Annotated in this window: 11 protein-coding genes; 3 read left to right on the top strand and 8 right to left on the bottom strand. The window is 67.5% G+C overall.

What is annotated here, in order from left to right; all coding sequences use genetic code 11:
- Positions 1-6 precede the first annotated feature (6 nt).
- From BSF38_RS16130 to BSF38_RS16115, 4 genes are read right to left on the bottom strand one after another with little or no spacing between them, the layout of a single operon-like run.
- Positions 7-1,062 carry a dihydrodipicolinate synthase family protein gene (locus tag BSF38_RS16130; RefSeq protein WP_076347280.1) on the bottom strand — a complete coding sequence of 352 codons (1,056 nt, stop codon included), beginning with the start codon at positions 1,060-1,062 and terminating at the stop codon, positions 7-9.
- Positions 1,063-1,102: 40 nt separating this feature from the next.
- Positions 1,103-2,131, bottom strand: coding sequence for an NAD-dependent epimerase/dehydratase family protein (locus tag BSF38_RS16125; protein ID WP_076347278.1), 1,029 nt, complete (start codon positions 2,129-2,131; stop codon positions 1,103-1,105).
- Between the two features lie 30 nt (positions 2,132-2,161).
- A complete protein-coding gene (locus tag BSF38_RS16120) occupies positions 2,162-2,989 on the bottom strand; it encodes a GNAT family N-acetyltransferase (protein ID WP_076347276.1) in 828 nt (275 codons plus the stop codon).
- Positions 2,990-3,015: 26 nt separating this feature from the next.
- Positions 3,016-3,327, bottom strand: a complete 312-nt coding sequence (locus tag BSF38_RS16115) for a hypothetical protein (RefSeq protein ID WP_145952164.1) — start codon at positions 3,325-3,327, stop codon at positions 3,016-3,018.
- 336 nt (positions 3,328-3,663) lie between these two features.
- Here BSF38_RS16115 and BSF38_RS16110 point away from each other — a divergent pair, with 336 nt between their 5' ends.
- Positions 3,664-4,521, top strand: coding sequence for an SPFH domain-containing protein (locus BSF38_RS16110; protein ID WP_076350973.1), 858 nt, complete (start codon positions 3,664-3,666; stop codon positions 4,519-4,521).
- Positions 4,522-4,608: 87 nt separating this feature from the next.
- Here BSF38_RS16110 and BSF38_RS16105 read toward each other — a convergent pair whose 3' ends face one another.
- Positions 4,609-6,354: a hypothetical protein gene (locus BSF38_RS16105; protein WP_168189392.1), complete on the bottom strand. Its 1,746-nt coding sequence runs from the start codon at positions 6,352-6,354 to the stop codon at positions 4,609-4,611.
- 345 nt (positions 6,355-6,699) lie between these two features.
- Here BSF38_RS16105 and BSF38_RS16100 point away from each other — a divergent pair, with 345 nt between their 5' ends.
- Entirely contained in the window at positions 6,700-7,470 is a 771-nt protein-coding gene (locus tag BSF38_RS16100) for a hypothetical protein (protein WP_076347270.1), read from the top strand.
- A 24-nt stretch (positions 7,471-7,494) separates the two neighbouring features.
- Here BSF38_RS16100 and BSF38_RS16095 read toward each other — a convergent pair whose 3' ends face one another.
- Positions 7,495-8,589, bottom strand: coding sequence for a DUF1559 family PulG-like putative transporter (locus BSF38_RS16095; protein WP_076347269.1), 1,095 nt, complete (start codon positions 8,587-8,589; stop codon positions 7,495-7,497).
- A gap of 125 nt (positions 8,590-8,714) precedes the next feature.
- Positions 8,715-8,918 carry a hypothetical protein gene (locus BSF38_RS16090; RefSeq protein WP_145952161.1) on the bottom strand — a complete coding sequence of 68 codons (204 nt, stop codon included), beginning with the start codon at positions 8,916-8,918 and terminating at the stop codon, positions 8,715-8,717.
- 850 nt (positions 8,919-9,768) lie between these two features.
- Here BSF38_RS16090 and BSF38_RS16085 point away from each other — a divergent pair.
- Positions 9,769-10,788 carry a methyltransferase gene (locus tag BSF38_RS16085; protein ID WP_076347266.1) on the top strand — a complete coding sequence of 340 codons (1,020 nt, stop codon included), beginning with the start codon at positions 9,769-9,771 and terminating at the stop codon, positions 10,786-10,788.
- Positions 10,789-10,810: 22 nt separating this feature from the next.
- On the opposite strand, the gene BSF38_RS16080 is transcribed toward BSF38_RS16085, so the two are convergent.
- Complete coding sequence (locus tag BSF38_RS16080; RefSeq protein ID WP_076347264.1) at positions 10,811-12,352, bottom strand: N,N-dimethylformamidase beta subunit family domain-containing protein; 1,542 nt, start codon at positions 12,350-12,352, stop codon at positions 10,811-10,813.
- Between the last annotated feature and the right edge of the window lie 11 nt (positions 12,353-12,363).

Here is a 12,363-nt window from a genome sequence, read left to right as displayed (position 1 = left end):
ACTCGATCAGCCGGACAGCCAGGCGTCGCGGTGGGCGGCGACGAAGGCGTCGTCGTTCAGCTCGGGGTAGGAACGATAAACGCGGTCGATCTCTTCGATCTGTCCGGGGCTCAGGGTTTCGTCCGGGTCGAGGCACCAGACGCCCGCGAGCAAGCGCTGCCGGCGGAGGACTTCATGCAGGCCGGCGATGCAGCCCTGGAACCGGTTCGCCGCGTCGAAGAAGGCCGCGTTGGCGTCGGTGACGTGCACGGCCTTCGCAAGCAGCTCGGTCGAAACGGCGCCGGAGCGCGTCGCGGCCTGGCATTCGTCGAGCAGCTCGACGGCCCGGCGCGTCCAGACCGACCAGTGGCCGAGCAGCCCGCCGACGATCCGCCGCTCGACGCGGCCGCGCGGCGTTTCGATGCGGTAGGAAGTCAGCAGATCATGCACGATGGCGTCGTCGTTCCCGGTGTAAAGCGCGACGTCGGCGCGGCCCGCCTCGGCGACGGCGCGGACGACGTCGAGCGTCTGGTAGCGATTGAACGGGGCCATCTTGATCGCGACCACCCCCTCGATCTCGGCGAATTTCCTCCAGAAGCCGTAAGGCAGAACCCGCCCGCCGACGCTCGGTTGGAGGTAGAAGCCGAACAGAGGGATCACCTCCGCGACGGCCCGACAGTGCGCGATCACGGCGTCCTCGGCCGCGGCGCCCAGCGCCGACGTGTTGAGCAGGCCGACGTGATAGCCGAGGTCGCGGGCCAGCTCGGCCTCGGCGACGGCCTGCCTCGTGTCGCCGCAAAGCCCGGCGACCCGGATGAGCGCGTCGGCCGGCGCGCGATCGCGATCGGCGCGCGTCAGCTCCTCGGCGGCCAGGGCGAGCACGGGCTCGAACAGGCCGTGCCGGGGCTCGCGGATCGCGAACTGCGTCGTGTGGACCCCGACCGCGAGCCCCCCGACGCCGGCCGCCGCGTAGTAACGGATCAAGCCGCGCTGGCCGCGCTCGTCGAGTCGACGCGCGGGCGTCAGCGCCAGCGGCATTGCGGGAATCGCGACGCCGCGATCGAGAGCGGCACGGATCAGCATCGGCAAATTCAACACGTCGACGACTCCTCGTTGCGTCTCGTCAGAACTTCCCGTCGCTCGCCTCGAAGTGGGTCGGCTTGCCGAGCGTCGGGCCGCCGCGCGCGAGCCAGTCGGCGATCCATCGAATCATCTGGTCGGCGCTGATCTGCGGTCGGCCGAAGAGTCGGAACGCCTGGCCGGAGTCGCTCAACAGCGCCTGCTCTGTTTCCGCGCCCGTGAACGCCACCGATCGGCCGAACAGTCGGCCGAACGTCTCGGCGGTCTCGCGGACGTTCAGGATTTCAGGGCCGGTGACGTTGATCAACCAGGGGGGCGTCGCGAGGTGGTCGAACGTCTGCAAGGCGTTCGCGTTCGCGTCACCCTGCCAGATGACGTTGAACGAGCCGACGGACAGGTCGATCGGCAGGCCGTCGCGGACCTTCTGCGCGATGTCGACGAGCACGCCGTACCGCATCTCCGTCGCGTAATTCAGGCGGATCAGGGCCGAGGGGATCGACAGCGTCCGGCTGAAGTGCTCGAACATCCGCTCGCGTCCCAGGCAGCTCATCGCGTACTCGCCGGCCGGCGCCGGGGCGTCGGACTCGCGCGAAGGGCTCGCGACGGGGACGAGTCCGTAGACGTTGCCGGTCGAGAAGGCCGCGATCCGGCTGTCTCGAAACCGCCGGCAGACCGGTCCGGGCAAGTAGGCGTTCAGCGCCCAGGTGACCGCTTCCTGGCCCGTGGTGCCGAACTTCCGGCCCGCCATGTAGACGACGTTGGGGGCGTCGGGCAGCCGCGACAGCCCGTCCTCATCGAGCAAGTCGCATCGAATGGTCTCGACGCCGTGCGCTTGCAAGCGTTCTTCCGAGGCCGCGTCGGTGAACCGCGCGACGCCGATCACGCGACGGCCGCCGCCGACCACGTCCGCGGCTCGGCGGGCCATGCGGGCGAGGGTCGGCCCCATCTTGCCCGCCACGCCCAGGACGATCAGGTCCCCTTCGAGGCGGGCCATCGTCTCCAGCACCCCTTCCGTCGGCGTGCTCAATCGGTTTTCGAGGTCCTCGACGTCGCGAATCACGTCCTGATTCATCCGCCCTCCCCCGCCGATCTTGTACGCCCTTCAACCCATCTCCGGACCCGAGCTCGCCCAGAGGCGGGACAGGTCTTCAACGACCGGCTCGCCGCGCGTCATCCGCCAGAACTCCCGGCTCGGCTTGAGGCCCGCCCGCTCGGCCCAGGCGACGGCGTCGACGTTGCTGGTCGGGATATCGACGATCACGCGACGCCCGGCCAGTCGCCGGCCCACGTCGTTCAGCAGCGCCTGGCCGGCGTCGGGCTCGGCGATGCAAGGCCCGATCTGATCGGCCGACGAGCCCGGCCTCCACAGCGCGAAGCCGCGAATCGGCACCGCTACGAGGGATTCTAAGGGATTGTCGCGCAACAGTCGATCGACCAGAATCCGCCGGTCGGTCCCGGTCGCGATCCGATCGAGGGCCGCGATCCCGTCCAGGTCCGCCGGCCGCGCGGGGCGCGACGTCCCCTCGGCCTCGACGGTCTCAACGATTCCTGAGTAGCGATCGAGATGGAAATCGACGCGAAAGCCGAGCGACTCATACAGCGGCCGTCCCATTGACGTCGCATCGAGCCGGATCGACCGCGCGCCGGCGGCTTCGAGGTGCTCCAGGGCGTGGACCAGCAGGCTCCGGCCGATCCCCGCCCCGCGCCGGGCCTTCTCCACCAGCACCATCGCGATCCAGGCGACCGGGCCGAAGCGGCACGACGTGACCGACCCGACGACCCGCCCCTGGCTCTCGGCGACGAAACAGCCGTCGCGATCAAGGGCCAGGAACCGCTCCCAATCGGCGGCGACCTGGTTCCACCCCGCCTCGGCCTTCAATCGCATGGCGTCCGCGACGTCGTCGGCCGTCATGGGTCGGATGTTGACCATCAGGGGTTCTCCATGCGTGCGTCTCTCTACCGACCGATGAGCGCGATATGCTCTTGCGGCTGGCCCGCGAGGACGGAGGGCTCGTAGTTGATCAGCCGACCACCCCTCGCCTGGAAATACCAGGTCACCTTGCCTGGGAACGAATAAGACACGAAGACGTCCCCCTCGCGCCAGCCGTCCGGGTTGTCGCTCGGCATACGCTCGATACACTTCTTCGACCAGGACGGATCGGCGACTCGCTGTCCGGGACCTACGACGCTTTCGAGCTGGTCGAGAGTCGCCCCCTTGGGGACGGCCCGGCTCACCGCGATGTTGAAGTACCGTTGACTACCCGTCACGCGATAGAGCCATGCGGGATTCCACGCGGCCAGAGCGGCCGCGCACACCATGAGCGCCGCTAGAGCGAGCGATCCCCAGACGAACCGCAAAGACCGAAGCGTTATGACAGGCTCCTGAGACCTCTCGCCGCCTTGAATCATCGCCGAAGCAGGATGCGATCCGCTCGATAATGGGATGGCTGCGCGCTCCTACGTTTGTCAATTGCGAGGCCCGTGTCAATACTCGGGCCTCGGCGACGAACGCACTGCTGACGACGATTCACCCAACGAACTGAACAATCGGGGGTTGCGACGATGGACGCGGAGTGGGAAAACACGACGAAGCCGTCTCTGAAGATGCGGGAGATCCCCATCATCCCGAAGCCGGGGCTGGGGATGCTGGCCGGGCTGCTGGGCGGGATAGCGTTTGGCGGGTTGTTGGTTCTGACCGGCGCCGGCGCGGCGAGCCCGATCCTGATCTTGCTGGGCATTCCGCTGTCCGTCATCTGCTTCTTCTTACTGATCGGCCTGTTCACGGTCAGCCCGAACGAGGCGAAGGTGCTTCAGCTTTTCGGCAACTATCAGGGGACGGTCCGCGAGCCGGGGTTGCGGTGGGTCAACCCGTTCTTCACCAAGCGGGGGATCTCGCTGCGGGTGCGGAACTTCGAGAGCGAGCGGCTGAAGGTCAACGACCTCGCGGGCAACCCGATCGAGATCGCCGCCGTGGTGGTCTGGCGGGTCGTCGACACCGCCGAGGCGCTTTTCCACGTCGACGACTACAACAACTTCGTCCACGTCCAGAGCGAGTCGGCCCTGCGGAACATGGCGACCAGCTACCCCTACGACCCCCACGTCGAGGGCGAGATCGCGCTGCGGAGCCACACGCCCGAGATCGCCGAGCACCTCAAAACCGAGATCCAGGACCGCCTCGAACAGGCGGGGGTCCAGGTCATGGAAGCCCGGATCAGCCACCTGGCCTACGCCCCGGAGATCGCCCACGCGATGCTCCAGCGCCAGCAAGCCAGCGCCGTGATCGCCGCCCGCCAGAAGATCGTCGAGGGCGCCGTCGGCATGGTCGAAATGGCCCTCGAGCGGCTCTCCCACCAGAAGATCGTCGATCTCGACAACGACAAGAAAGCCGCCCTGGTCGGCAACCTCCTGGTCGTCCTCTGCTCCGATCGCGGCACCCAGCCCATCGTGAACGCGGGCAAGTGACGAGGACCGAGTTCCACCGACGGCGATGTGACGGACGCCGAAGAGAGTCGGCGTTCGTCGTCGGAGTCGGCATTGGGGCTTCCGGCGTTAAGAGAACCGCTTGATCGTCGCCCCCTTGACGACGCCGAAGATGAGCCCGGCGACGGCGCCGAGACCGATCACGACCGCCCCGACGGCCTGGCCAGGTTCGCCCGCCCATCGCGATAGCGCCATGACAGCGAGCCAGCCGAGGGCACCTCCCTGCAGGGCGCAGAGCGGCGCCATGAGCAGTACGCCGATGAATGTGACGGCTCGGCGCGCGGGCCGTGCCTTGACTTCGCCCGGCGAATTGCGTCCGGCCTTTTTATCGCTGAGCGCCTGGTGCAATCGCTCGAAGTACGCATCGGCGCTCATCTTGGTGGATTTGTAGAACCTGGGCCGCCCCTCGTCGTCGAAGCGGACGAGGATCGTATTGGGCGGCAGAGCGTCGGGCAGATTGTGGACGCCGTGTTCCGCGACGGTGTTGCGGAATTCGGCCCAGGAGCCGGCCCCACGGGGCGAGACGACGAGAATCGTCCGGTTCAGGGCGTTGCGGTCGGCGAGCTGGCCGTACTCCCACCGCACCCCCTCCCCTGAGCCGAGCACGACCAGGATATGCTTGCATCCGTCGATATAGGCCAGGGCCTGATCGCGCCAGTGGGTGTCGTCGGTCGCCTCGAAATAGGTCCGCAAGGCTCCCGGTCTGGGGAGGCTCTCCCTGGGGTCGCCGATCGCCGCTGCGCGTCCATAGCGACGCGCAGCGATCACCAGGATCTCTTCCAGCGACTTGGCGGCCGACGGGAGGAAGCGTTCGCTGAGGAAGTTGCCGCCCTGGAAGGCGATCGCATCATCCTGGAACGCCCGCAACACCACGAACTCGGGCGTCGCCGTCAGTGGGGGCGCCCCAGCGGCCCAGAGTCGCTTGCCGATCGCATACGCACCTGTGCCCAGGAAGCCTCCCACGGTCCAGGTGAACGTCAGGATCAGCATGTCCAGAGAAAATAGGGGTGGGCTGCCCGGCTGCGTGCTCTTGTAACAAACGATGAAGGCCCCGAGGCAGAGCAGCACGCCGATGATGCAGAGCATGCCGCCCGAGAAGAGAAAGATCACGCGGCGCCCCAGGCTCGCCGTGGCGGAGCGTGATGCGCGAGTCGAGGCGTATCGGCGCTGGATCCGGGCCAACCCACCGCCGACGATATAGCCGGGGACGGCGATGAAAGCCTCGAGAAGATAGTCTGTCATCGAGGTCGAGCGGACGATCTCCTGGAGTTCGACGGGACCCAAGCCCAGCCACCTGACCACGGCGCTGAGGGCCGCCATCGATCCGACGTCGATCGCGCCCAGCCACACGGCGAGCGCAAGCTCATCCTTCTGTCGCGCCAAGCCTCCCACGTAACCGCCCACCGCTCGGACCGCCAGGAAAAGAACCTGGCCCAGCAGGAGGCCCGTCCCAAGGGGATCGCGGGTCAAGTCCGACGTCAGAAGATAGACCGCGAAACCGGCCCCCTTCGCGGCAAGGAATCCGATGATCAACGACGTGAAGAAGCCCATCCCCCGAACACTCGCCGCCGATTTGCCTTTCGGCCGAAAGACTCCGTTCGGCCATGCGATCGTCGGGGCGTTCACCGCGCCGCTTGCGCCGCGCGCCTTGTTCGGCCATGCGGGCTGGTCCAGCCAGGCGTCGATCCGGGCCTTCAGCGTGCCGCGCGCCGCCCCCGAGCTGGTCGCGAGCGGTGAGCCGCCGCAAGCTGGACACGTCCCGTCGTTCTCGATGACCACTTGAGCCGAACACAAGTCGCAGGTCGTCACATTCATCGCGGCCATCCTTCACTCTGATCGAGAGAGGCGTCCCCGAGTGCAGGCCCGGAGATCGCAACGGGCGCGAAAGCCGTCGAAGCGCCGCCGCAACGCGTTCCGCGCCGCGCGGGTCCTTCCGATCCTGGCCGGCTCGCCGATGTGGTCGACCAACCCTGCGAGTATTGCAAATGCGTGCATAGGCTATGGTGTTCAGGGGTGACGAAGGAGCGCGGGCGATGCGTTTTCCCTATCTGCTTCGACGAATAGCATATTTTGTATCGAAGGAGTATTGCGTCAAGTAGTCTGAAGCCAAGTTGTGGAAATGGCCGTCGCTTGCTGTCACGCGAGGGAGACGAATCAACAATGCCTGGTGAACCGACTTCGGGGCTGGACATCGGCGTGGAACACGGCGGGGGGGGCTCGGGCCTGGAGGCCGGGCGGATCGCGACCCGCCGGGGCTGGGTGCTGGCGGTGGCGGCCGGGGCCCTCGCGGGGCTGGCCGCCTGGGGAGCCGGCGAGGAAGTGCAGCGGGCTTACCGGCCCACGCTGACGCCGACGATGAAGCCGGTGCCGACGCTGGAAGACAGCCTCAAAATCACGCGGGCGCGGGTGTCCAGCGGCATCGCGGCCGTCACGGCGGCCGGCGCGTTGGTCGGGATGGCGCTGGGCGCGGCCGGCGGCGCGGCGCGGCGATCGGTCGGGGCGACGATCAAGGCGGGCGTCGTGGGGGTGCTGGCGGGAGGGCTCGCGGCGGCCGGCGTCGCGAGCGTCTTGATGCCGTTGCTGTACGCCAAGCTCGACCCTCAGTCCACCGACCTGGCGGTCCCGCTGCTGGGGCATATTGCGCTCTGGTCGACGGCGGGGTTCGCCGGCGGCCTGGCGTTCGGGATCGGGACCGGACGCAAGGGCGTCTGGCTGAGAACCGCCGTGGGGGGACTGGTCGGCGCGGCGCTCGCGACGGTCGTCTACGAGCTGGCCGGGGCCCTGCTGTTTCCCACCCACCGCACCCACCTGCCGGTGGCCGGGTCGCCGGAAACGCGGGCGATGGCCCAGGTCCTCGTCGGGCTCGGCGCGGCGATCGGAGCGATCGTGGCGGCCGACGAGGCGAAGAAGAAGCCGCCGGCCCAGGTCTGAGCCGGCGGCGGGATGCGGCCGTGATCAGTACTGATCGGAGCTGATCACCTCGCCGCCGTTGCGGCTGCCCAGCGCCCAGTACGTCTGCATGCTGATGCTGGATTTGAGGAACTTCACGCTGCCGTCGGCGAAGGCGAAGTTCGCCCCTCCGGGATGGTTGCTGTTGGCGTTCAGGAAGTTGGACTCTTCCGGGGAGCAGTTCAAGCAGGTCCGGCCGCAGATTCGCCAGGGGTACTGGGTCGAGCTGGGGGGGACCACCGTGTTGAACAGGGTGTAGCCCCGTTCGCCCAGCGCCCAGAGCTGGCCGCCGTACTGCTTCAGGCCGCTCTTGTTGCAGTTGCCGCCGGGGCAGGCGATGATCGCGGTCCCGTTCCAGAAGGTGTTGCAGTCCTGGAGAGCCTGCATCACGGCGGGGACGTTGGTCGCCGGGTCGAGGAAGTCGGCCTTGCCGTCCCAGTGGGCGACCCCCGTCATCCCGTTGCCCGCGTAGTTGTTCTTCTTGCCGAAGTCGCCCACGAGCGCCTCGCTGAACGCGATGGTGTTCGACGTGCCGTCGGTCAACTGCGCGATCCTGACCGACACGGTGCGCAGGTTGGCGTCGTACACCTGGAAGACGCCGTTAGTCAGCCCGTCGGCCGGCGTCGAGCGGGTCGAGGAGCCGAGGCTGCCCAGGTAGCTGTTGATCTGCTCGACGCCGGCGTTGCCGTCCGACGGGCAGAGGAATCCCGCGATGCGGGTCAGGTAGACCGTCGAGTTGACCGCGTCGGCGTACGGCCCGTCGAAACAGCAGGCCCAACTGAAGTTGGCCGCGTTGTACAGCGGGCCCTGCTCCACGTAGGGGAGCAGCATCGCCTGCGGACTCCAGACCGTCCAGGTGCCTAGCTCCCCCGGCGCGTCGCCGTCGGCGGTCGTGACGATTCCCGGCGGGAACGCCCCCGTCGAGGACAGGTAATTGTGCAGCGACAGGCCCAACTGCTTCAGGTTGTTGACGCATTGCGCCCGCCTGGCCGCCTCGCGCGCCGATTGGACCGCCGGCAGCAGCAGCGCGATCAGCACCGCGATGATCGCAATCACCACGAGAAGTTCGATCAGCGTGAAACCTCGCTTCGTGTTCCTCATCCGTCGCTCCTTCGTCACCTAAGGTCAATCGAATAATGAAAATCGATGAAGCCTGACGGGACGGCCGTCGGGCCGGTCGGCCGGCCGACGACGAGAGACCAAGGGAGAGTAGGGACGTCCCTCCGTCACCGCTTCTTCTTCGCGGCGCCTTTGTTCATGTCCTTGTACATGTCTTTCATATCCTTGATTTGCGCTTTCGCCTCAGGGCTGATCTGGACCTGGGTGCCGGACGTCCTGCTGTCGTCTCCGCAGCCGAACTGGAGCGGCGGGACAAGTATCGCCAGGGCGGCGATGGCCGCGAGGGGCCGACCGATGCGTCGCGCGTCCATGTGGGAATCCCCAGAGGTGAAGGGGCCGGCTGAGCTCGAGGGGTCGGGCCTGACGCCGGCAAGGGTGACCGACACGGTCACGTAGTTTATGCCGACGGACATTCCCTCGAACAGCCTCTTTCGTCCCTATTTCCTGCTTTGTGGAAATTTCTTCGGTCTTAATGAAATTTATTTCATGTTGTATAATGGTGTGAGATGTTAAGACGAGTAGAGAACTGAATTGCATCGGATTCTCCAGGTCGCCCGCGATGCCTTCCCGGCGGGGTTGGGGGTGGTCCACGAACGACGTCCAACTGGTTGATCTGAAAAGAACTCGTTGGGCCGACTGCGGGACGATCGAGGAGTGAAATACAAGTCCGACGCGCCAGCGAGGGGATCGCCTCGGCGACTCGAAAACACTCCCTCGCTGGCGCTTCGGGCTGCTCTAAGAATTCCGGTCTGTTGTTTGCCATGGGGGCGCCCCTTGTGGGCGCCCGATCGCCGAGCGTGAGCGGTCGACGTGAAACGAACCGGGCGCCCACAAGGGGCGCCCCTACCGGACCCGGTCGTGACGCCATGCGAAAAGCCCCCCATTTTCATGAGGCCGGGTGTCCCCGCGGCGTCATGGTGGTTTGTATTGGGAGGCCGCTCGCGGCCTGGAGGTGGAGTCGGAGCCGGAGTATTAGATTATATGTATTGAAACATGAATGTATGATTTTTGTGAGGATCGCGTGTCGCGATCGTGTCCTCTCCCCTCGCGGCGGCCGTGGCGGGGTGAACTTCTTGGGGGCTGGGCTCCCCGATTCCGCGTCCCTTGGTATGATCTCCCGCTCGCGGAACGATCCTGTCACGACCGAGTGGAGAAACGAATATGCCGGAGCCCGCACCGCTTGCTTCTTTGCTGGCCTTGCAGAACCTGATCCTGGGCAAATGGGTGTCCCAGGCGGTGAGCGTCGCGGCGAAGCTGGGGATCGCCGACTTGCTGAAGGACGGTTCTCGCCCCTGCGACGAGCTGGCCCGCGCGGCCGAGGTCGACGCGACCGCCCTGTACCGCCTGCTCCGCGCCCTGGCCAGCGTGGGGGTGTTCACCGAGGAGGCCGACCGCCGGTTCGCCCTGACGCCGATGGCCGAACTTCTGCGGTCGGACGTCCGGGGCTCGCTCCGGGCGGTGGCGACGATGACGGGCGAAGAGTGGACCTGGCGGCCGTGGGGCGAGCTGCACCGGAGCGTGAAGACCGGCGAGCGGGCGTTCGACGGCATCTTCGGCATGCCCCCGTTCGCCTATCTGGCCGCCAACCCGGGCGCGGCGGCCGTCTTCGATGAAGCCATGACCGGCTGGTCGGTGCAGAACTCATTGGCCGTCGCGGCGGCCTACGACTTCTCGGGGATCGGCGCGCTGATGGACGTCGGCGGCGGCCACGGCTACCTGCTGGCCACCATCCTCAAGGCCAACCCGGCGCTCCGCGGCGTCCTCTTCGAGACGGCGGAAGTCAGCGAGGGCGCGAAGGCCCGGTTCGCCGCCGAGGGGCTCGCCGACCGCTGCCAGGTCGCCTCGGGCGACTTCTTCGCGGCGGTCCCCGCCGGCGCAGACGCCTGCATCCTCAAGAGCGTGATCCACGACTGGGACGACTCTCACGCCACGACCATTCTGCGGAACTGCCGTCAGGCCGTGGGCCCCGGCGGGCGCGTTCTGCTCGCCGAGATGGTCGTCCCCCCCGGCAACGACCCCCACGTCGCCAAGCTGCTCGACCTGGAGATGCTCATCATGGTCGGCGGCCACGAACGCACCGAGGTCCAGTTCCGCGACCTGCTCGCCGGAGCCGGCCTCCGTCTGACCCGGATCGTCCCCACCGCCTCGCCCACTTGCGTGATCGAAGCGGTGGTCGACTAGGTCGTCCGCCGGCGCGGCGGGGCTACGACAAGGCGCGTTGGAGCAGGTTGCGGGTGATCCGCTGGACGCGCGGGTCGGGGCCGTGCGGCCGGCTCCAGTGCGACCACGGCAGGACGTGGCCCGGCGGCGTGCTCAGGCCTTGCGCCCAGAAGATGGTGGCCGCGTTGAAGATGAAGTTGCCCTTCGGGCCGGGATGGATGGTCGCCGTCCACTGCTGCGGATTCACGCCGCCTTGCCAGGCCGTGCCGCCGGCCACGACCTCCAGGCCGGGGATGTCGGCGGGCTGCCCGTGGTATTCCCAGCCGATCAGGCCGGGGACGGCGTCGCCTTGCTTGACGCCGGTCCCCTCGAACATCCAGTGGTCGGGCTTGGCGATGATCCAGTCCCCTCCCCCGTTCACGGGCTCGACGTTGCGGCCGCCCATCAGCAACCCTTCGTCGGGGCCGCGATGCGGGAACGGCCCGTGGTCGCGCTCGCGGTTCACCGCGTACTCATTCTCGGCGCCGTAGGGGCCGCCCCGGAAGATGATCCGGTTGGGCCGACCGGACGCCCCGTCGCGGAACGGCGTCACCCAGCAGATGGCGTTGCCCGAGAGGAACATCAGGTTCACCCCCGCGTCGCGCATCGCCTCGACGCTGCGGAACTGGCGGATGTCCCAGTACTCGTCATGCCCGACGCTGATGAACGCCTTGCACTTGAGCCCGCGGTCGGGGCTCAGCATGTCGCTGTTGGAGCAGTACGAGACGTCGTAACCCTGCTCCTCCAGCCAGTAGGCCAGCGGGAACTCGAACGGGAGGAACTCGCCCGACCCGACGGTCAGCGGATCGTTGACGACGCCGTCGTGCTGGGCTTCGCGGCCGTACGGGCGGTCGAAGCTGACGTCGGCCCAGGGCCCCTGCCCCCCCTTGGGATCGGTGTAGACCGAGTAGTCGTTCGGCCATCGGTTGTAGGCTTGCCAGGTGTTGTCGGAGCACTGGAACAGGATGTCGGCGGGCCGATCGTCGCGCACGATGAACACGACGTAGCTCTGCCAGTACGACTCCTTGCCCTCGGGGACCGTGGTCAGCCGGCCGAGATAGACGCCGCTCAACCAGTCGCTGGGGATCGTGAGCCGGGCGCTCGACTCCCATCGGCATTCGTGCAAGTTCTTCTTCCCGGGCTGCGGCGTGGGCTGCGCGACGCCCTGCAACCCATCGATCGTCTTCATCAGCCGCGCCCCGCGACCGCCGTAATACCCCATCCGGAAGATTTCGAGGCGGACCTTGCGCGCCGGGTCGGTGGAGACGAAGATCTCGATCTCCTCCCCCGCCTTCACGCTCTGCCTGGAGCAGTACCCCTCGACCCAGGGCGACCGGAACCCCTTGCCGTCGACGCGCACCCGCGTCAACTGCCAGTCGAGCGCCCCTTCCCGCTTGTTCTCGGCGACGATCCGGTTCCCATCCCGGCCCCCGACGCCTGCCTCGCCGGAGCCGGCGGCCGCGGCCCCCGAACTCAACGCCCCCGCCGCGATCGCGGCTTGCAGAAAATCCCGGCGCGGGAACGACGATTCCTTGGGGCTCGACATGGCGGGACACC

Source organism: Paludisphaera borealis, assembly GCF_001956985.1.
GTDB lineage: Bacteria > Planctomycetota > Planctomycetia > Isosphaerales > Isosphaeraceae > Paludisphaera > Paludisphaera borealis.
The sequence above is the reverse complement of the archived record's forward strand: the minus strand, read 5'-3'. Positions and strand labels throughout refer to the sequence as shown.